The sequence below is a fragment of the Sphingobium phenoxybenzoativorans genome, assembly GCF_001757355.1.
Classification (GTDB): Bacteria; Pseudomonadota; Alphaproteobacteria; order Sphingomonadales; family Sphingomonadaceae; genus Sphingobium; species Sphingobium phenoxybenzoativorans.
Genome location: NZ_MINO01000018.1, coordinates 12574 through 34066, shown reverse-complemented (window position 1 = coordinate 34066; position 21493 = coordinate 12574). Strand labels below are relative to the sequence as shown.

The 21493-nt window shown below is 50.0% G+C and carries 17 protein-coding genes; 6 read left to right on the top strand and 11 right to left on the bottom strand.

The features are described from left to right. The first annotated feature begins 152 nt into the window (after positions 1-152). The 4 genes from BHQ40_RS11215 to BHQ40_RS11190 all read left to right on the top strand — a co-directional run bounded on the left by BHQ40_RS11215 (position 153) and on the right by BHQ40_RS11190 (position 3694). Positions 153-1262, top strand: a complete 1110-nt coding sequence (locus BHQ40_RS11215) for a KpsE/RkpR family capsule polysaccharide export protein (protein WP_070155931.1) — start codon at positions 153-155, stop codon at positions 1260-1262. After that, positions 1252-2064, top strand: a complete 813-nt coding sequence (locus BHQ40_RS11210) for an ABC transporter permease (protein ID WP_070155929.1) — start codon at positions 1252-1254, stop codon at positions 2062-2064. Before BHQ40_RS11215 ends, BHQ40_RS11210 begins: the two co-directional genes overlap by 11 nt. A 126-nt stretch (positions 2065-2190) precedes the next feature. Next, on the top strand, positions 2191-3036 hold the full coding sequence (locus tag BHQ40_RS25080; protein ID WP_083276864.1) for a 2OG-Fe(II) oxygenase: 846 nt from the start codon (positions 2191-2193) through the stop codon (positions 3034-3036). Continuing rightward, a complete protein-coding gene (locus BHQ40_RS11190) occupies positions 3023-3694 on the top strand; it encodes a hypothetical protein (protein ID WP_070155921.1) in 672 nt (223 codons plus the stop codon). The genes BHQ40_RS25080 and BHQ40_RS11190 overlap by 14 nt, the downstream gene beginning before the upstream one ends. A gap of 70 nt (positions 3695-3764) precedes the next feature. Here the strand turns inward: BHQ40_RS11190 and BHQ40_RS11185 are convergent, their stop codons facing one another. From BHQ40_RS11185 to BHQ40_RS25075, 9 genes are all read right to left on the bottom strand, one after another. After that, positions 3765-4271, bottom strand: a complete 507-nt coding sequence (locus tag BHQ40_RS11185) for a class I SAM-dependent methyltransferase (RefSeq protein WP_083276863.1) — start codon at positions 4269-4271, stop codon at positions 3765-3767. Continuing rightward, the gene (locus BHQ40_RS25695; RefSeq protein ID WP_139139278.1) at positions 4265-5290 is read right to left on the bottom strand and encodes a hypothetical protein; all 1026 of its coding nucleotides are present in this window, start codon (positions 5288-5290) and stop codon (positions 4265-4267) included. Before BHQ40_RS25695 ends, BHQ40_RS11185 begins: the two co-directional genes overlap by 7 nt. Before the next feature lie 30 nt (positions 5291-5320). Further along, positions 5321-6454 carry an NAD-dependent epimerase/dehydratase family protein gene (locus BHQ40_RS11180; RefSeq protein WP_070155919.1) on the bottom strand — a complete coding sequence of 378 codons (1134 nt, stop codon included), beginning with the start codon at positions 6452-6454 and terminating at the stop codon, positions 5321-5323. A gap of 47 nt (positions 6455-6501) precedes the next feature. Further along, positions 6502-7584 (bottom strand): GSCFA domain-containing protein, encoded by a 1083-nt coding sequence (locus BHQ40_RS11175; protein ID WP_070155916.1) that lies wholly within the window; start codon positions 7582-7584, stop codon positions 6502-6504. A 2-nt stretch (positions 7585-7586) separates the two neighbouring features. Beyond that, on the bottom strand, positions 7587-8345 hold the full coding sequence (locus BHQ40_RS11170) for a hypothetical protein (protein WP_070155913.1): 759 nt from the start codon (positions 8343-8345) through the stop codon (positions 7587-7589). Between the two features lie 52 nt (positions 8346-8397). After that, on the bottom strand, positions 8398-9240 hold the full coding sequence (gene kdsA, locus BHQ40_RS11165) for a 3-deoxy-8-phosphooctulonate synthase (RefSeq protein ID WP_070155910.1): 843 nt from the start codon (positions 9238-9240) through the stop codon (positions 8398-8400). A gap of 25 nt (positions 9241-9265) precedes the next feature. After that, complete coding sequence (locus BHQ40_RS11160; protein WP_070155907.1) at positions 9266-11470, bottom strand: glycosyltransferase family protein; 2205 nt, start codon at positions 11468-11470, stop codon at positions 9266-9268. Next, the gene (locus BHQ40_RS11155; protein ID WP_139139277.1) at positions 11467-12903 is read right to left on the bottom strand and encodes a hypothetical protein; all 1437 of its coding nucleotides are present in this window, start codon (positions 12901-12903) and stop codon (positions 11467-11469) included. The genes BHQ40_RS11160 and BHQ40_RS11155 overlap by 4 nt, the downstream gene beginning before the upstream one ends. Positions 12904-12971: 68 nt before the next feature. Next, entirely contained in the window at positions 12972-16754 is a 3783-nt protein-coding gene (locus BHQ40_RS25075; protein WP_083276861.1) for a sulfotransferase, read from the bottom strand. Positions 16755-17233: 479 nt separating this feature from the next. Between BHQ40_RS25075 and BHQ40_RS11135 the strand changes: the two genes are divergently transcribed. Further along, positions 17234-17911 carry an ABC transporter ATP-binding protein gene (locus tag BHQ40_RS11135; RefSeq protein WP_354321137.1) on the top strand — a complete coding sequence of 226 codons (678 nt, stop codon included), beginning with the start codon at positions 17234-17236 and terminating at the stop codon, positions 17909-17911. A gap of 179 nt (positions 17912-18090) precedes the next feature. Next, positions 18091-18831: a glycosyltransferase gene (locus BHQ40_RS11130; RefSeq protein WP_070155893.1), complete on the top strand. Its 741-nt coding sequence runs from the start codon at positions 18091-18093 to the stop codon at positions 18829-18831. Between the two features lie 16 nt (positions 18832-18847). Here the strand turns inward: BHQ40_RS11130 and BHQ40_RS11125 are convergent, their stop codons facing one another. Both BHQ40_RS11125 and BHQ40_RS11120 read right to left on the bottom strand, forming a co-directional pair. Beyond that, the gene (locus BHQ40_RS11125; RefSeq protein ID WP_139139276.1) at positions 18848-19510 is read right to left on the bottom strand and encodes a DUF5672 family protein; all 663 of its coding nucleotides are present in this window, start codon (positions 19508-19510) and stop codon (positions 18848-18850) included. Positions 19511-19649: 139 nt separating this feature from the next. Further along, positions 19650-21074 carry a glycosyltransferase family 2 protein gene (locus BHQ40_RS11120; protein WP_171905833.1) on the bottom strand — a complete coding sequence of 475 codons (1425 nt, stop codon included), beginning with the start codon at positions 21072-21074 and terminating at the stop codon, positions 19650-19652. Positions 21075-21493: the final 419 nt, after the last annotated feature.

Here is a 21493-nt window from a genome sequence, read left to right as displayed (position 1 = left end):
TTGAATCATTGGCCTGGTTGACGGGCCATCGCGCGCTATGTGCCAGTATGAGGCCGAGCAATCGAATTAAGATGTCAGTATACTTGGTTGTCTTCCGGTTATATTTTATCACAATCAAATCCTGACATTATAATATGAAGTGTAGGAATAGCATGATTTCGACGATCATTGGTAAAATAAAGAATCTGAGCAAACTTTTTATTGCTATCGTGATCGTCCCAACATTTCTGGCAATGTTGTATTTCGGTCTTTTTGCTTCGGATGTTTACATTTCGGAGTCGCAGTTTGTTGTCCGCAGCCCGGATAAGCCATCATCGACGGGATTGGGCATTTTGCTGAAAAGTGCCGGATTCACTAATGCTGGTGATGAGATATTTGCAACCCAAGCCTACGCGGCCTCTAGGGATGCACTTGCGGACTTAAATAAAAATGGGCTTGTGAGCCGCGCCTACAGCAGGGATGATATATCGATATTCGATCGTTTTGATCCATTTGGAGTGGATCATTCCTTTGAATCTCTCTTCAAATATTATGTTGGTAAAGTTTTGGTCGAGCATGAAACAACGTCGTCGATAACGACGATGACTGTGCGTGCATATTCGGCTCGTGATGCTTACGACATCAATAAGCTCTTGCTCGAACGGTCCGAAGCGATGGTCAATCGTCTTAACCAGCGCGGCCGCGCCGATCTGATTCAGTATGCAAATACCGAGGTGGGCAACGCAAAGAAGCGATCTGAGGTTGCCTCGGTCGCCTTGGCCGATTTTCGTAGCCGGGAAGGCGTGGTCGATCCGGAAAAGCAGGCAGCGGTTCAGCTACAGATGATTTCGAAGATTCAGGACGAACTGATCACCACCCGTGCGGAACTGTCTCAGTTTCTTCATTTTACTCCTCAAAATCCCCAGATTCCGGTTTTGCAGGCGCGTATCGGCAGCTTGCAACACGAAATTGACAAGGAGCTTGGCAAGGTTGTCGGGGATCGAAAGTCTTTGACAGCCAGTGCTGGGCAATATCAGCGGCTTTTGCTCGAGAGCCAATTTGCTGACAAGCAACTTGCTTCTGCAATGGCATCATTAGAGGAGGCTAACAATGAAGCCCGCAGAAAGCAGGCCTATGTAGAACGAGTGGTTCAGCCAAATTATCCCGACGAGCCGCTAGAACCGCGAAGGATGAGGGGTGTATTGGGCACGTTTGCTTTAGGGCTCGTGTTGTGGGGAATCCTGAAGATGCTGTTTGCGGGTATCAAAGAACATGGAGAGTGAATCTCGCGGTCTGGCGGAATGGCGAAATCTCTCGAGAAGTTGGCGAGTGCAGCAGCGGGTGATTGGTGCCTTGCTGATGCGGGAAGTTATCACGCGGTACGGGCGTAATAATATCGGATTCCTTTGGCTGTTCGTTGAACCTATGCTGTTCACTCTGGCAATCACCGCGCTATGGACAGCAACTCGATCGGTCCATGGATCTGACATCCCTATCGTTGCCTTTGCTCTGACCGGCTATTCGTCAGTGCTGGTTTGGCGTAACATGCCTGGACGGTGTATTAAGGCGTTGCGACCGAACGCTTCGTTACTCTTCCATCGGCAAGTCAAGATTATCGACGTCTATTTGGCGCGTATCTTGATGGAGAATATCGCGGCTTCGACGAGCTTTGTTGTTTTGGGCGTATTGTTCTGGACGATCGACTGGCTTTTGCCTCCTGAAGATGCGCTTCAGGTGCTGGGCGGCTGGCTTCTGCTGGGGTGGTTCGGGGCATCCTTGGCTATGTTTCTAGGCGCGCTATCGGAGTCATTCGATGTGGTCGAGAAGCTGTGGGCACCATTTTCCTATCTGATTTTCCCTTTATCTGGGGCGGCGTTCATTGCCGATGCTCTGCCTGAGCGCATGCGGGAAATAGTTCTCTATCTACCCATGCTGAACGCCATCGAATATTTGCGTGAAGGGTATTTCGGATCAAAAATGCATGCGCATTACGATATGGGCTATTTACTCCTATTTAACATCATCCTGACGTTTCTTGCAATTAATCAAGCCCGCCAGGTGGGAGATCCTGTTAGCGAGGAATGACGACCCCTAACGCTGGGCATGGATAATTTTTGCAACGATGATCGTAGAGGGGAGTGTGCGATTTGCACATGATGTTGTGGAATGTTAGATTTGCGGTACGACATAGCCAGACAGGATGCGATTTAGATGATTGATTGGCAACGGCTTGATACTAGTCTCGCCGAATATCGAGAGCAGTTTAGCACCAGTAAGCCATTCCGTTATGTGGTGATGGAAAATTTTCTTGAACCGGAGTTCACAAAGTTGATCGAAGGGGGATTTGAAATCGCTCTTTCTCACAAGGATCATACGACGACCAAATCTCACCGGAATGTTCTGAAAAAAACGGGAACTCCAAATCTAAATGTGATGACTGCTGAGCAGGTCGAATTTTTTAATCAGATTAACTCCGAGCGCTTCATAGCCTATCTTTCGGCACTCACTGATATTATGCCGGTACTGGCTGATCATGAACTGAAGGGAGGCGGTTTGCACAGTTCGGTTGCCGGAGGTTTTCTCAATATCCATACGGATTTTAATTTCCATCCCAAGGACGATACCCATCGGCGGCTCAATCTCATTTTCTACGTTAATAGTGAGTGGAAGGATGAGTGGGAGGGTGGCTTAGAACTATGGAATAATGATGTAAGCGCTTGTGAAGCAAAAATATTCCCGAAATTTAATCGTGCGGTATTATTCGAGACTAGTGAAATTTCTTTTCACGGACATCCAATACCTCTGGCTTGTCCCGAGGGAGTTTCTCGAAAAAGCATTGCTGTCTATTATTACAGCAAATGGCCTGAAGGCTTGGAAAGACGAGAAAAAACCAATTATATACTCACTCCATCGCAAAAAGATGTTCTAAGACAGCGTGTTAGAGAGGCTATCGACGCTGGCGCTGAGAATTTTGAAGCGGCATCAGCATTAATTCCGGATTTTCAACCGGCGCACGTCAAGCGCATTTTTGCGGAAGTAAAGAATGGCAGCCGTTGACGAATGTGAGGGCGCAGAGGTCGCTTTGCTCACTTTTGGTTCGAGAACTAATGCCAATCGTACTGAGCCATCCTACGCATTTATGAATACTATTTTGCGCATGAAACGGATGCGGAATGTGCCATGTTCTGTTTATTATTTCAAGGCGAAGAAGAATGACTGGTATTTTGGAGGAGTAGAGGGGCAAGATGATTTTGATTCATCTGTGCAATATATTCAATCGATATCCAAGAAGTTCCGGAAGACGATTTTCCTTGGAAACTCCATGGGTGGATATGCGGCGCTGATATTTGGACTACTCTCAGAAGGGTCTTCTATCTTAGCCTTTAGTGCTCAAACGCGCTTCGACGCACAATTTTGTGACGAAATTCGCGAAAAACGCTGGCAAGACGAGTATGCGGCCATGCGAGAGGCAAGAGACGTAAAATCTATGGCTGTTCTGGAGTATATGAAAAACAATCCAGAAGCAGACGTTAATTTATTTACAGGAGCGAAAAACTCTCAGGATTTGGCTTACTGCAGTGAGATTGCACATTATCCTAACGTCAGGCTCTTTCGTTTCGAAGAGAGTGATCATGACCTTGTTCATGATCTCCGTTCTTCTGGCAAGCTGGAAGAGATTATTTACGATCATGTTGACGGTAAACTGTCTTCTTAGCACAAAAAATACTTAGTTCCTGTAGTAAAGATCATCCTTCATACGGCAGATTACACGTAAGAAATCCCTTTCATATATTTTTTGCGCGCAGGACAGCCGAGAATTCTTTTCCGTGATCCTGGATTTGATCGATCAAAAAGCGCTTTTCTAGATGCTCAGTCCAAAAAGCTTCGCCCTCGACGATAAGGTGGGCATTCCGCCCGTCGGCCAGGAATTTGGCGGCGGGTCGGGTGGAAATTACAGCGAACAGCACGGATTTGGTCAAATCTCTTAGATGATCGAGCACATCGTCTAAGCATACTGGCTCGATATGTTCCAGAACGTCGGTACAAACGACCATGTCCGCAGGCTCTGGAAGCGCAGATTTTTCTGGAATGGCTGGATCATATTCGCTGATGTCTCGATTAAGCGCTTTTCCGAGAGCGCCCTGGCCACATCCATAATCCAGGATCGTTGTCGGCTCGAAGCAATCAATAAGCTCGGAAACCTTGGCGGTCCACTTGTCGCCTTTCCGGCCATAGGAACCGCCAGCGTGCAAACTAGAGTTTAGAGTGCGATACTCGTCGGAGATCAGCATTTTAATTCTCCATTGTCAGTTGGAACTGCAATTCCCGATATCTCTTCCCTGATCAACCCGAATAATGCGCTTGACGCTTCCTTCAGCACGGCTGGCCATGGACGGCCTTTTTGCCGGACGACGGCGAGATTTGGATAGAAAGGGGTGGATGAGCCTTCCGTAGGCCAGGTGAGATGGTTCATGTCATCCACGGCAACTGCACATGGTATGCCTAGCATACCGGCCATGTGGGCGGTGGTATTGCTGATTGTGAATACGCCCGCAGTTCTTGCAACCTGGCGAGAAAAATCATCTATATTTGTCATTTGATCGATAGGCATAGACGGTGCGATCTCGCGGCCAATCCGCTTTGACAGTTCCGCAATCCCCGCGGAATCTTCATCATATTGCAGGGATACAAGCCTTGCGTCCGTATGCGCGAACACTTCAGACCATTCGGTAATCGTCGGTTGCGGCTTTCGCGTGCTTTTGGAGAACCAGGATATACCAATACAGTGATCGTCCACCCAAGGCGTGGGACCGGGTGCTGGTATCAATGGTGTAAAGCTGTGTCTAATTTCTCCAGCAGTCCGTCCGAAATATTCCGCCATACGTTCATAGGAGGCTTCATAGTCGGCATCCATCCATGCTTCCAGAGTGGCAAGGTCGACCACACGGAGAGACGGAAAGCTGCGGCGAAATAAGGAGACTAGCCTATTTTCGGTAGCGATTGTAACATCGACACCGCTTTCTGATGCTCTATTCGCAAACCGCGCCATGCGCAGCTCAGCTCCCAGATGACGGAGCTTACGCCTGACAACCAGGCGCTTGCCTTTCAACGGCTGTCCTGTCCACAGCGGTAGCTTGGAAGGCCGGAGCAAATCTGTTCCATCGGCCAGCAGTTTCCAAGCAGCATCATAGATGCATCGGCGTTCATACTCGCCGCCCAATTCGATCATCCGTGAACCGTTCGCTGACGATACTGAAAGCTCGACAGCGGCAGCAAGATCCGTTTCCGACAGTTCAGATAGATCAGCCATGGAACTCCATTAAGTTGGTAAGCGCTCTCCTCAACCCATAAGATTGCGTTCTTTCAACTCCGCATTCGCCTTGTCCAGATAATCCTGCGGTATGGGCTGACTGGCAACCCACTCGCAAAATCTCTTCAGACCTGCTTCCAGCGATATTGCCGGCGTGAAGAGGAGGTTTTTCTCGAGATTTCCTATATCGGCATAGTTGTGCCGGATGTCGCCTACACGATATTGCGCGGTGACATGTGGCTCGATCGGTGAATCCATCGATTGGCAAAGCAAACGCGCGACCTCCATTATTGGCGTCGGGTTGCCCATTCCCACGTTCATGGTGCCGCTTACGAAACTCTCCTGCTCGGCGCTGCGCAATACCGCTTTCGCCACATCCTCGACATGAACGAAATCTCTCGTTTCGGCTCCATCCTCGAAAATGGGAAGTGGCAAGCCAAGCCTGATGCGGGTGGAGAAAATTGACAGGATGCCTGTGTAAGGGTTGTTGAGGGACTGTCCTTCGCCAAACACGTTCTGGAAACGCAAAATCGCATATCCCATGCCCAGCGCAGTACAGCCGACTTTGACGAGGTCTTCTTGCGCAAGTTTGCTGGCCGCGTAAATTGAAGCAGGGGCCAGTCCATCATCCTCTCGCGTGGCGGTCGCCGAAACAGGGCCGTTGCATACCGGGCAAACAGGCTCCCAGACATGGGCAGCCAATTGCTTGGGCGACCGGGGGGACGGGAACCGGCGAGCTCCCTCCGTATCGCAATTGTGACATAAATAGGCGCCTTCGCCATATACGGAACGGCTGGACGCCAGTATGACTTTGCTTACGCCATGGGGCTGGTTCGCCAGGATATCGAAAAGCAGGGCCGTGCCCTGAACATTGACATCGTAATAATGCTGGATCTGATACATGGACTGGCCAGTACCGGTTTCTGCGGCAAGATGGACGATAGTGTCGATGCCCTCAAGGCATGCCTCGATATTGTCGCGAGAGGTAATATCGCCTCTGACGAACTCCACTCCTTCTGGGGCATGGAAAACTGCATCTGCTCCATGAATCTGTGGCGACAGATTGTCGAGGATCCTAACAGAATGCCCCGCTTCTCTCGCAAAGTTGGTCAGATGAGAGCCAATAAAACCGGCACCGCCGGTGATCAGCAGATTTTTCTTCATACCTTAGTAACCTTGGTAGGATTGTTATTATGGTGACAGGCGAAATTTCAGCTTTTGTCTGGGTCCAAAGCTGTTTCATCGCATTCCACTTCGACCAGATGCCCCGCACGCGCCAAATAATCGTCGGCATCCTTGGTTTGGTTTCTTTGAACCGTCTGTTGGGGGGATACCGCGCCTGCGGCATGCTTCATAAATAGACCCATTACATGCGCCACCCCGTCTTCGAGCACATTTCGAAGGTCTGGGGCGTAATATCCACCGCGATTATATGCTCCAGTGATAATCTCGAAAGAAGGGAAATAATGCACATGGGTAAAACGTTTCCGTAAAGACTCTGCGGACACGCGGAGCACGGATTTAGAATAAGTAGTAGCCGACAGGACGTGGCTGCCTAATTCGGCAGTCGCCATTAGAGGAACAGGCGATACCGTAAGAATGATTTGGGCGGAGCGATTGATCTTTTTTAACGCCTCAATGAATTCCGACATATCAGAGATGACATCTTCGACGGTCTGGTTGTAGAATTCATGCTGGGACGGATTAAACTTGCCGCCTTCTACGCCTGGGCAGATGGGAAATACCGCGCCGTCTGTCTTTGATCTCCAACATTCGGTTAGCCCGAGCGTGAAGACGAAGACGTCCATTGTTTCAAACATCGATCGTACTGCGGCGAGATGCTGGCTACGATCCGCTCTCATTTCCGCTTCGGAAACAAAGCCTCCAGGTTGGGTTGTAGGACGGAAAGGGTCCAGAACCACATCCGGCGCTTCAATCCAAACATCTTCCCGTGGTTCAAATAGCCCGTATGCACGCTTGAACAACTGCAATAATTGGCGTGCAGTGTAGATATTGCCGTATCGAGCCGAAAACAGTCCGTAATTGTTTATCTCTTTGATAGCTTCAGGAAGTACGGGATGCCCCTTCTCCGCAACATAGTATGAGAATCCGGATTTTTTGAGATATCGCGCTATATGTTGCGCAAAACAACTTCCGGCGGTCGCGACTTTTGTCTTTGGCTTAATTTTGACATCAAAGACCCCAACCGGATCGACATCCCGAATATCTGGCGCTGCTACAGCTCTTCGCCAGAAGGCTTTGTCGGGTAAGGTTTTATATGGATGATCAACCATCGCTAATTTACTCTCTTGCCGGACTTTGTCTGCACGACAGTCTCAATGGTTTGTAAGATCAGCTCGCCATAGTCCGAATTGGCATGCGTAGCATCATTGGCGTAATACGCCGGATCAAGAAAGCCCGTGTGGGTTAGTGCAAGCGAGGGCGGGGAAACTATTTCAACATCCCATTCCGAACAAAGTTGTTTGAGAACATCTGCTTGTAATGCCCAAATCTTATAGCGCAGGTCGGGAGGGGAAACGCCGAGCGAGACGATATCAAGGTCAGAAAAATGGGTTTCGTGATGACGTTTGATATGATCGTTATTTTCTTTGGGTGGTGGTGGAATGATATGAAAAACGCGCGCTGGGGTTGCCGATTTTAGCTCTTTAATCAGGGCGCCGTCCCGACCGCTAACACCGGATTGCAGAAAGGAGCGGACAGCGCGCGAAGGTATTATTTGTTCCCCTCTGGAAATTATGGTGGCTTCCTCAGCGGGTCCATAAACCTTGAAAGGTTTGGGGTGTTGAACGGTGCTTAGGACGGCGTGTTGATTGCCGCCGATTAGGGATATTACCGCATCATCTTTGGTGAGCGTTCCGATGAGCTTAATGGCTTCCTCAAAATCAATATCGCCAACAATCTTGTCATTTTTGATCTTTGAAAGTCTGAATGCTTCAATCCCCGAATCTTTCCGAGCCATGCGACGTAGCTTTATCGCCCTTTTTACAGCATCGACATGGCTGTCGCCAAACATAACAATTCGGGGCTGACTCATCTGGATACTCCATGCCGTAGCAATCTTGAGTTTGGCGTCATCAAATCCGCCCTCATCCGGTGATTAGGACGGGAAGAGATTTCACAAGATCATCAACCGCCTTAATTTGGGTAAGGTAGGATTCCAGAGCGTTGAGCGGCAAAGCGCAGGGGCCGTCGCACTTGGCCTTGTCAGGGTCAGGATGCGCTTCGAGAAACAGTCCGGCAATGCCCAGTGCGATCCCACTTCGCGACAGTGCTGCTGCCTGGGCGCGGCGCCCGTCAGCACTGTCGCTGCGTCCTCCGGGCTTCTGGAGCGCATGGGTAGCATCGAAAACCACCGGCGCCATGTTCTTCATCAGGTCCATGCCCAGCATGTCGACCACCAGATTGTTATAGCCAAAAGAGCTGCCTCGTTCACACAAGATGACTCGGTCGTTCCCGCATTCCTCAAACTTGGTGATGATATGCCGCATCTCTTCCGGCGCCAGAAATTGAGGCTTCTTGACATTCACCACGGCGTTGGTTTTGGCTATGGCTGAAACCAAATCGGTTTGTCTGGCTAGAAATGCCGGTAATTGAATTATGTCAGCGATCTCCGCGGCTGGAGCCGCCTGGTAAGGCTCATGGACATCGGTCAATATGGGCACGCCGTATTGGGATTTCACTTCACTCAAGATTTTCAGGCCCTCAGCAAGGCCAGGGCCTCGGAAGGAATGGATCGAGGAACGGTTGGCCTTGTCAAACGACGCCTTGAAAACATAGGGGATGTTCAGTTTGCGGGTAATTTCCACATACTGGCCTGCCACATCCAAGACGAGATCGCGGTCCTCAATCACATTCATTCCGCCGATCAATACGAAGGGGCGGTCGTTGGCAAACACGATATCCTTGCTTACCGAGACTGGTTTGGACACTATTTATTCCTTTTGTTGAACCTGTTCAGGGCCGCTTGGAAGCTGCAATACGGGCTTGATGTATTATGCCCAAAACTTGTTCCCGAAGAGCATCGACGCTGTAATGTTCTGCAATCTTCTGCTGGGCTCTGGCTACCTGGGCGAACCGTTCATCCGCATCATTGGCAAGGAGGGTCAATGCTTCAAGCCAATCTTCATCCGTCTGCGCCAGAACGCCGCAGCCGTCGCTGCAACAATCATCATATACAGTGCCTGCGCTTGCGATCACCGCAATGCCGGAGGCGCTATACTCCACCCATTTGGTGTTTGCCTTCACGAGATTGAACTCGGTATGCGCCAGTGGGCAAATGCCAATATCCCAGTTCCGCGCGGCGAAAAGCTTCAAGAATTCGGCATAATCCCGGACGGGGGGAATGGTAACGATCCGGTCACCGAACTCGTCCAGGACGGCTGGCTTGGGTATTGACCCGAAAAGCTCGAACTGCACGTGGCGATTCCTGCGCAAAAATTCTACGAGGGCAGGAAGAACCAACTCAAGATCATGAGCGTGATCAAAGCCCATGTACCCAACCGTTCGGGTAGGACGGTTTTCTGACGAATTGAGGATCGAAGAAGAGCAATAGATTTGCCCTGTAACCAGATTGCTATGCTCCAAACGACTGGAAAATCTCTCCCGCAGGTTTTTTGTGGAACAATACACAATATCTGCGCCGTTCATGGATGTGAGCACAGATTCCAAGCGCTTGGGATCATTATGAAATTTATATTTCTCTTCACCCAATTCGCGAGGGATTTTTAAGAGATCATCATCGACGTGATAGATTACAGGAACCCCATTGTCTGACGCCCAATCTAGGATGGCCTTGTAATGCGGTCCACTGTAGCGGCAGAAAATGACAATGCTCGGATCAAAACGATCAAGCGAATCGCTGACCCAGGCATCCATGTCGACCGCGGGTTCGGCGGCGCGTTTCTCGCGCATCATTTGCTCTGTCAGGTATTCCGTCGCGAATGCCCCGCTTTCCACAAGGGAGGTGAGGGGCTTGACGAAGCTTAATTGTAGCGTCGGTATGTAGGCATTAGCGACGAAAAAGACACGTTCCTGCCTCTCTGTAGATGGCTTCTGCCGCACAGCCTGCGGCAAGCGCCTTGCTGTCTGAAAGAGTTTGGCAAATCGGGAATATACTTCAGCCGGATCTATCGGCATCTGCTGCCGCTCTAGAAACCGCTTCTGCAAGTCGCGAAAATGGTCCGGCCGTGAAATGGCTTCCCGGCTGAACTCCATCCACTCGCCAGCGGATGATATTTCAGTCAGGCCGTCATAAGCGGCAGAATCCATTACGCCTTCGCCATCTTTCCATACGGCGGTGGGAATGTCCGCGAGCAGCATGTCGATCAGGACGGATGACGGAGCAGATATTCCATAACCGAACTGCCGTAGGTCAAGCTTATACATTGGCGCGTTATTGATCGTGGCATTAGCGGGAAGCGCGACATTATTCTTTAGCATATATTGGCCACCGGGATGAGGCCGCAAAGTGACTGTTCGCTGCTCTTTCGCCAGTTGTTTGCAAAAATCCTCAAAAGTATCGACGAACTGCGTTTTGAAATCTCCTGCGATATTCAGGCGCACAGAATGCAGGTTTTCACAGATCAGACCGGGTGCATCATCCGCTTTTGAAATATGGCCGGTCGGGGTCTGCAGCACGGCGGTCGGCCCGGTGACATGTAATTTATTCCTTTGAGATGGCGACATTGCGGTCAGGCCAGGGCCATCGTACCATGCGCATACGATATCCGCCCCGAAGGAGATCGTCGTGCCATAGGCGCGAATATGATCGTCACTATGTCTGAAGCCGACGCATTCGAAACCGTGCTGCAGCGTAACCCGCAAAAATTCCGCAGGTGCATAGCGCAGGACGTTATGCGTGATTGCATGAGCGGACAGATCTGACTCACTGGCGGCAAAGATCAGCCCAGACTTGCCCGTCAAAGTCTTGAAAGCCGTCAACTCATCTTGGAAAATGATTTGGGAAGCACCGGTCTCGCCACAAAGCTGATCAATTTCCGCTTGCCAAATTCCATATATATCGCGGCCGCCGAAACGCGCTGAGATCAATAGGGTGGTTGCAAATCGGAAATCTCGTGTCGCCATTACGATCAACGGCCGCAAGATATTAAGATCTTGAAGCAAGTTGATGACAAAAACTGCGCTTTTTGGCTCGCTCATTGCTCGCGCGCTTCCAAGAAAGCTTCGGTGGATATTATGTCGAAAGGGAGGGGGGACATTTCTGAAACAAACGTCCGTACTTCACCAAATGCTGTTTCGATTTGTTTTATCATGTTGATCATGGTCGGTTGATATCGTGCCATCTGGATGGGGAGCGGCATATGATCGACGGGCAAGTCGGTTCTGCGCTGTGATGCGATCGGCAATTCCCGATAGGTTTGCCCGTCGACACTTTTCTGCGGTCCCAGTTGAACGCGCATCGCAGCGCTCAGCGCGGATACAGCACTTTCTCCAACCAGTAACTGCACCTCGTGCCCCACTCCGACATAGCGAAATCTAGCATCGAAATTGAGGCGGTCTTTGCAGAAAGGGCTGGCTATGGATAAACTGCCTGCACGCTGAGCGAATTTATGAATATTGCCCCTTGCTGACGTGCCATGTAGGAGTGCGGCCCTCTTGGCTTTCGAATTTGAATATCGGCTCTGCAAACTTTCGAGAAATTCGCAGAGAGCGCTGGCTTCAGTTTCTTTCGATGCCAATGACATCATCCGATCAGAATAAACTTCCAAATTTTCTGGCCTGCATCGCATCCGGAAATCCGCGAGGTCTGACAAAAAATCCTGCGCATCAGAGTAAATTAGTGGATCGAGCCGACCATAAAGCGGAAATCCCGGAGATATGACCTGACAGCCCGAGGTTAGAGCTGATACGGCGCGATTAAGAGATTTGGCTGCGCTAAAATTCTGGGCGTTCACGGGCAAAAAACAGGCGAAGCTCTCGTTAAGCATCGCCTGTTCCTTATCCTCGCTCCATTCATCGAGTTCGAAAGGAAGCGGCAATTGTCGCAGGAGGGTCAGACCATCTGCAGTCAATGCGCGCAAATTGGTCAAAATATTGAGCTTAACTGAAAATGATAAACTGTTGATAGTCGCCAACGCTCCAGAAAATGCGATCAGGTCCGTCAGACCAACCCGGAAATGTGGGTTGTCTCCAACGCCAAACCATCCAATGCGCAATTCCCCCGCTTCTTTGGCATATGCCGACTTTCGTTTCAGAATCCAATCAAGCTGATCTAACCGCAAATCATCAGCCGGGTCGTTCATGATATGAAGGGGGATGGACGCCCGGCAGTGACGGGCGATTTCCGCCATGCCCGGCGTTGAACAGAGCACGAAATCGACCATGCCCATAAGTGAACTTAGCCACGCCACAAAGCGTCCAAAACGGCTGTCCGACAGTTGGCTGAAATAATCGTCGAACAAATCTATTCCAACACGCTTGCCGCGATTAGTAAGTGCAAAAGCGCATAGCATTGCTTGTGCGTCGTTACATTTGCTCATGATGAAAACGTCATGATCGGCTTGTAGTGGATCAAATTGGCCGATCGTTTCCAGGGTAAGGGTGTGTCCACGCTGCCGCAAGGCATCGTTCATCCGCCCGTACCGGATCCTCGCGCCCGCTTGGGCGCGATATTCCTCCGAGGGAATAAGGATACAGATTTTCATCCGCGCAGCATCCTGATGCGCATGCCAAATGCCGAGGAAGTAGTTTCGATAGTGTCTGCGTTCAGACCTACGCACTGGTTATTGGAGATAGTTGCCGTCACGAGCGAAGTGATGAGATGATGCCCTTTGTCATCTGAAGGCGGAAGCGAAATGCGGGGACTTGCCGGAGTGATCGGATTTACGGTTAGCGTATCCAATCGATTGGCTTTGGCCATCCAGACGGCACTACCTGGATCGACAACAGGATATATGCTTCGTGGGAGCCACGTAATTGTGTCGAGTGGGCGAACGGCCTCTTCAAGACCGAAATCCTGATAGCCGACATATCCACTGAAGACGACAGAAGTGTTCCAATTTGCCTTGCCTTCGCTACTTTGAATTAATGAGCATGTTGCGGATATGACATGCTCATTCTCCAGCATAGCGCCCAGCGTGGCTATCGTCCGGGTATCGTGAAACAGAACTGGTTGGCCAATGTAAATGACGGCCTCTGTGCTTAAATCTGACCACTTTGCGGGGGTCGATGTGCCTGTTTGCCAGCGCCCCTTGAAAAATTCGTCGCAAGCGGATGAGACTGTTTCGGATACCGGCACGCTGTCGCCAGAGATTATGAAGATCGACAGCCGGTCGCTTCCTGTTTGGAGATGAAGCGTTTCCAGCACAGCGGGCAATTCGGGGGCAAGGGCCGTTTCGCTGCCAATTATCACCAAGGCATCGTGAGGAACTGCACCTATTGCAAGGGGCGAAATCTCGCGAGCTAGCGGCGAAATGATTTCGGCTTGGCTCAACTCTCTCCTGCCCAGCATCCGTACGGCTGCTGGGAAACTCGGAATGGGTGACCGGTTGTTCGCGCTGTCCGGCCGGGCTCTGGATACATAGCTGGGAAAGGAAAATTTAACGCTCGGTGTCTGCTTATCTTGAGCCTCGACAGCCACTCCCGGCAAACTTATGACGGCTTTGGAGGATGCGGCGTCGCGGCCTGTGCAAATGAATGCAGCGGCGGCGTGGTTACCCGAGGACATTGAAGGCCCCACTGTGCGGTCATTTGGGGCTGTCAGTGAACGTATCGAAGGAATTGAGTCGGCAGAAATCTGCAAAACCAAAGGTGCATTTGCCCGTATTGCGGTATTTCCCGCCATGCATGGCGATAACGCTTGTCTGAGATATTCCCGGGCTGCCGATGTCTGTGTCAAATCCGATGGGCCGACTTGCAACGCAATATTCAGGCATTGGCCAAGCCATTTCTGGGTAGCCGGCTGAAATATGGCTTCAGTTCCATCTGCTTCGCGCAGATCGACCCGCACACCATGCAGCAACGGCTGAATATCTCCCGCTAACAGCCTCGCAAATTCTACCGCCATCGGAGCAGATCGTTCGAGAATATTTATAGGTTCGAGTGATCCAGGGTTGTGCTCATCGTGGATCGCCAGCAGTTCGGGGTAATGAAGTCCTCCCCGGCACAGCGATGGGAACGGAAGAAGAGAGATTGATCGAAACCTGCCATCTGCCGTGGTTTCCAAAAACAATACTGGCAGGAATGGATTAAGCAGATTTGCATCGAGACAATCCAGATCGCTCGACAAAAGGCCTTCACCAACCAGTTTGTAGCCCCCGTTGTTTGAAATCTGGAAGCCGCGCATCACAGTCGATGCGCTCTTGTCCGATACTTTCCATCTTGAGCGGATGGAAAAATCGTCGCTGAACCAGGCATCGATAAGGTGTGGTGCTTCCATCGAACAGAGCGTTAAATTCTCCGCGGCCTGTTCGCCGAAGAGGGCGAGGGCATTCGCCTCGACTATATCGCCTGAGCAATTACGGAAAAGGCTGATAACCTCTTGTATTTGCCTTACTGTAATTGGGTCTGTGCCGTTTTCGATGGCCCCAATCGGTGTGGAGGCTAGGAAAATATTAGATTGCGTCAGGTCATGCTCCACCTCAGCCCAACGAAGCCACGGCCTGATATTTCGACTGGACCCCTCACCCCGGAAACATGAATGTGCCAACCCGAAATTTTGGGAGATATTGGTTTTTTTGGGAGATGAGATGCGAATTATTGGGCCGCGGCCCTCTGCCATGCCATGTTCTATGAAATGTAACAAAGGGTTGATGTTTGCTCCCGCCACATCCGAATTATTCTTCAGATAGTCGTTGGTACTGAAACTCGCGCTAGGGTCGCGACCTTCTCTCCAGCCGTAATTTAGATAGTGCAGGGCCGGATCTACCCCCTGTTTTCCGACATCGGCATATTTGGTCAGATACCAGTCTTTATCGAAAAGATCGCTCTGCCGTATGGTATTGAGTTGCGTTTCCTGTCGCTTTGCAGCCAGTCTTTTTACGGATGCCTGCTTTGGGGATACGCCGGCGATGATACGGCCTGCAATCTTGCGGATACGCCAATTAAAGCTTCGCTGTATCTGTCTGCGGGCACGATCAAGCTCATCCTGCACGGCCGCGGCATTTTTATTGAGTTGCGCCTGCCTGATTTTTATATCGTCATATTTCGACGCCAACGCCCGATGGCGATCTTTAAGCGCCTCTAGGTCATTTTTTTTGTTTTCATTGTCTTTGGTCAGGCGTTTTTGCTTTGTTTCGCCATCAGCGAGCTTTTCCTGAAGGCGTTCCGTCGATTTCTTGAATTCGGCAATGCGCGCGTTCGCGATTTCAAGTTTCGCTGAGGCCGCCGCCGCTTCAGACGCTTTTGCAAGAGCCTTGCTAAGTTCTCCACGAATGGTCTGAACTTGCTTCAGCGTTTCTTCATGGGATGTTGTCAATTTTACAAGCGCTGTAGCTTGCACCTTGGCCTGTCGCTGTAAATCCGAAAGATTTTCCAGCGAGGCGCGCGCACGTTTTAGTTCACCTTGCGCTGCGCTCGCTTGATCTTTTAAACCGACAGCACGTTTCCGCTCGATCCGAGCCCCTGAAACCAACGGCGAAAGTGACGGCGCGACGAGATTCAGCGACGCTCTTATCGCATCTAGCGCAGAAAAATCCTCAGGCGCCAACGAATTGCCACGACCCGCGCGATGAAGGATCTCATATGCAGGATATACCAGCGGAAATTTCTTCATCTCTGCGAGTGCCGTATCATATTCGACACGATGATGCTGGAGGTTTGGCGAAAGAAATTCGTCGATCTCCCGAACATCTGCCTCGTCTGCTCTCAATGTGAGATCGAGCTCATGGCATATACGCTGCAGCGTTGGGCGCCAGTCATCGAGTAGCGTGTGATAGTCTAAAAATGCACGCTTGTTTGCCCGGGTACTGAACTCCGCATCAAGATAATAGCGCAGCCAAAGCAAATAGCTGAATTCCAGATCAAATTCATTTCGACTTCGTAATGATCGAGCGACCTCAACAGGATTGCGCACTGTAAAAACATTCACCGTCCGCTGCGCTGTGTCCTGCAGCAGATCGAGCCAGAAGTCTGCCAACCGGCAAATGCGGGGATCTTTGATAAGAACGTTTTCCGCGCCGGCAAACTCTTCATAAAGTTCTCTCCGAGCCTTCGGCTTGAACGCCGAAAAAACTTCGTGTCGCATTGGATCTGGAGGAAGATCATTGATACTAGACCAGTTCTGCTCGAACTGATCTAGCATGGCATTATTTAACGCATTGATTTTTGGTGATTCCCAGAATCCTTTTTCGTTTTTCTCATTCGCTGGCAAGAGATGCGCGGGAAGTCCTACCCCATGCAAACTAAGGACGCGCGTAAGGGCTGACGTTCCTGATCTATGCATGCCGAAAACGACGATGGCGGTATTGAAGGTGTTGGCGGTCACTTACCTAACTCGTGCACTATTAACACCTTGTTCTACGCCGTAACGGGTCAAAGCAGCCTATAGAGCGATCGGGGAAAGCGATGCAAGGATGCTCTCTGGTAACGTCGCGCATGGACCTCTCCCGTAAAAATTCCGCACTTTGTAGAGGGTGTTTTGACGTGACCGTCAGTATATAACGCGTGCCTCAGTTGTGGCTCACGCTATGGCGACAAAGCATTGCGCCATCAGAGATAGCCAGCGTTCATTCAATCTTGGTTCAATATCCTTGTCGACGTTTGCGAAATCCATCACCCAGTTCGGAGTTTTGCTGGTTCCGGCTTGTATGATGGTCGGCGAAAGTGTTCGCCCTGACGGGTTTTGGGTTGCCAGCTTCGCATAACCTGCCCATGACGTCGGCCATAGGTACGCAAATGGTTAACGGTCGCGGCGGCATGTAGCGTGTCAAAGGCGTGCCAAGTTGGATTTTCCGATACGGGTGAATGATGATAGAATTGCAAAACATTTCGAAAATCTACCCGATTAATGGCGGCGTCAGAACGATTTTCAGCAATGTGAATCTCAAAATTTCAAAGGGTGAGCGCATAGGTGTGCTTGGGCGTAATGGTGCCGGCAAATCTACTCTGGTACGTCTTATAGGCGGAGCGGAAAAGCCCAGCGGAGGAACAATTCGTCGCAGCATGAGTGTATCATGGCCGCTTGCTTTCTCAGGCGGTTTTCAGCCCAGATTGACCGGCGCCGATAATCTGCGCTTCATATGCCGGATCTATAATGTCGATTATAGTGAGCGCCTTTCATATGTTCAGGATTTTTCGGAGCTGGGTGTCTACCTTAACGAGCCTGTGGCGAACTATTCTTCAGGCATGCGTGCCCGGCTTGCTTTCGCCATATCGATGACAATCGATTTCGATTGCTACCTGATCGATGAGGTGACGGCCGTTGGCGATGCATCGTTCCGAGAAAAATGTAAGGTCGAGCTTTTTCAGAAACGACGGGATAGAGCTATGGTGATCGTTTCTCACAGCGAGGGCTATATAAAGGAGAACTGCAATCGCTTTCTGCTGCTTCGAGACAAAAATCTTATTGAATTTGCGTCGTATCGCGAGGCCTATCATCACCATAAGGCTATGATGATGATGCCGCCTCCACCTGGCGAATGATTGTCACGCAATAATTCAGGATGGCGTCGACATTTATATTGCTTGGCTTTGCGTGTCAGGATCACGCTAGGGCGGTGATAATTTTTAAGAAGTTTCACTATTGAGAATGCGGGATTGATCCATTCCATAGCATGAATGAAGTGAGTTTCCCGAGCGTAATTAGATCAAGGAGCTGTTTGATGGTTTCTCAGACTGGAAACCCCAAGATTTTTGTCGGTTATGACAGCCGCGAAGATATTGCTTGGCAGGTTTGCAGATTCTCTCTTTTGCAGCACGCTAGTCAGGCTCTGAATGTCATTCCAGTCCGTCAACAGGCTGTTCGGGAATTGGGTCTTTACACTCGCCCCTTCGACCCCATGTCGTCTACGGAATTCTCGCTGACCCGCTTTCTGGCGCCCTATTTGGCTGCGCAGGAAGGGTGGATCGTATTTTGCGATTGTGACTTTCTCTACACCGCTGATATTCGCGAGGTATTTGAAGGTCTTGATCCGTCCAAAGCAGTTTATGTCGTCAAACACGATTACCAGCCTGCGCATGAAGTGAAAATGGATGGTAAACAGCAGACTTCCTATCCCAGGAAGAACTGGTCGTCGTTCATGGTGATCAATTGCAGTCATCCTGACGTCAAAGAGTTGACCCCGGACGTCGTCAACAGCGCTAGTCCTGCCTTTCTTCACCGTTTTGAGTGGATTAAGGACGATGAAGATATTGGCGAGCTGCCCCTGGATTGGAATTTTCTGGAAGGGGAATATTCACCCCCGGCACTTGTTCCCAAGGTAATTCACTACACGAACGGCGGCCCTTGGTTCGATGAGTGCACGGATGTGGACTTTGCAGACCTATGGCTGCTCAAGAGAGATGAGTATCTGCGTTCGATTGGACCACTGGAGCCGGTGGCCCGGGAAAATACGGCGGCTTAGGCTGTTATCTAACGGTCTAGAAGGCGCGTCGCTTTCGGACCTTGTGTCGGACATAATCGACGGTGAATTTGGCTAGGATCCACGTTGCACGGATCCACCCCATTTCCGCACCGTGTCTGAAAGTCGCTTTCGCTATCAGGCCATAATCCACGAAGATGCTACTCCGGTCGTCCAGTGTTCGATAGGTATCCCAAAAGGCGTTGGCGCCCATGACTTCGATCATATTGAACGCTCCGTGAAATCCGAACGTCGGATTGGATGGACTCGAACGCTCGAAAGAGAAGCTTTCTGCAATCTCGGCGGGCGCGAAGCGCAGGTCGTATTTATCTTCCAGCAAGGCGCGGTTGTCCCGGCAGATGGCAACATCTTCAGGGTGACGGAACATAAATTCCGGATCACGGCAAGCGTCCAGCAGGCGTTTGCTCCGAAGAGAAAAGCCGCCATTGCCGACGCATGCGCCATCGGGGAATTGCGGCCAGGTTGCCCCAATATAGTCATAACGCAAAAATTCCGGCGTCCACAGTTCGGGATGACATATGAATCCATCCCACTGAACCACAAGAACAAATTCTGTATCGATGTAATCAGGTAAATAATTGACGATGAAATTCGAATATTCTGATCCCGATTTCATCTCTGGTATGTATATAACTTCGAGGAATTCTGGAATTTCAGTCAATATTTTATCTGTAAAAAGGATACATCTAGAAAAATTAAATGATGATATACAGAGATTTATTGAAAATATAGTTTGAATAACATTTACAGATGACGCTGCACATATTGTGATTTTACAAGTGTTTATATCATTTTTCATGTCAAATATTTATTACGAATTTCTCAGAAAGCGGGCTGAGATTTTTGTTGTGATAAGGATCCGAGAACGCATCCGTTCCCCACTTTATTTTCAGGGACTGCAACTCCTTTTCAAAGCGACCGCGATTTTTCTTCAACATATCACTACCTCTGCTTACAGATTCATGATGGACTAGTGTCGCGCGGGGCTCGTAAACGGATTTCCAGCCTTGGGCCCATAGTTTCATGCAAAGATCGACATCATTGAAGGCGACCGGGAATATCTCTTCGTCAAAACCAGCGACCGCGTGAAATTTTGAACGTTCTACGATCATGCAAGCCGCCGTTACCGCCAGCATGAACTGAGGCAGATTGTGGCGACCGAAATAGCCGGTGCTTTCATTGGGGGTGTATCGATGCGCATGCCCTGCGGCGCCTCCTAGACCAATGGTGACGCCTGCATGTTGTATAGTTCCGTCGGGATATAGCAGTCGTGCTCCAACTGCACCGACTTCCGGCCTTTGTGCTTGACTCATCAGTGTGGAGAGCCAGTGGATATCTGTTATTTCTATGTCATTGTTGAGAAAGCATAGATATTCTCCAGATGCCACTGAAGCGGCGTGATTGTTAATTGCGGAAAAATTGAATTTACCGATCCAATCCAACACGTGAAATCCAGAATCTTTCAATTTTTGTAAATATGAAATGCAATCTTCTTCATCACTGTCATTATTTACGATAATTATTTCTTTATTTCTGTAGCAACTTTCTTCAATTCCGGATACACATTTTTCTAAAAGATGCCTTTTGTTCCTGGTAGGAATTATTATGCTTACACGTGGCTCTTCATGCTCGACCGATGATAATAGTGCAGGAGTACCTGTAAAAATATCAAGGGCGCGGCTGGCTCGGTGATGGAGTATGTGTGATATATGGATTGGTTCGACAGAATGTGCAGTTACGCTTTGTTCTATTGCGGACTGGATGAGAGCTGGCGCTGCTTCCTTTCCGTCCAGTATTGCTGCATTTGTATGATCGATCCGAATGATGCATGAATAGCTCAAATAATCCTGATACTCGAAAAGTTCGGCATTCCAGTCTGGTTTGAAATAGGGGGACACCCGTTTGCCGTTCTCGTCTGTGCTGTCATCGTCGCCATATATTATTCTGGCGTTTGGGCTGATATGCGATCGATAAATCTCCAGACTTTCTTTGCCGAGTTTGTCACCGGCTTCAATGATACATAGCCACGCAAATCCGTTGGTAGGCAAGAAAGCTTTCAGTTCTGTCCAGTCCGTTATGATAGCGTGTGCCATGCTTCCACCATTTGGCGGCAGGCTGGTCGCACTGTGAACAAGAATTGATGCGTGCTTACCGGCTGCATCGAGAGATTGAATGCTGGTTTCGATATCTTTTGTAGACGAATTCGCATTCGCAACAACGACCACGATAATCTTGTCATTGGCGCGGGGGGTAACCGCGGGCCGATAAGAAAATTGCTCACGCGTCGCGATCCACAGGTTATAAGCTTGGCGTGAGGTTCCCGAGAGGGCTGATATTGTATTTCGGGATCGGACTTTTAGCCCGCGAATTCGCCAAGCGATTGCTCGTACGAACAGCATCGGGTTTTGTCGAAAGGCATGACAAAATACTGCGGAGCGAAGGATTAGCGGGCGCCAATTGAGCCCTGAGGAACGCATTTTCATCGTGGTAGCTGGCGGACCCAATGGTGTGGATAAGGACTGGCGAGGGCGGCGGTCTGCAAAAATTGCCCAGCGACAGGTTCTCCTGATAGCTCTCATTTATACCCGATCGCGTGGTGAGGCCAAGGCATAATCACAGCTCTAGGGCAAGATGTTTAGAGCAA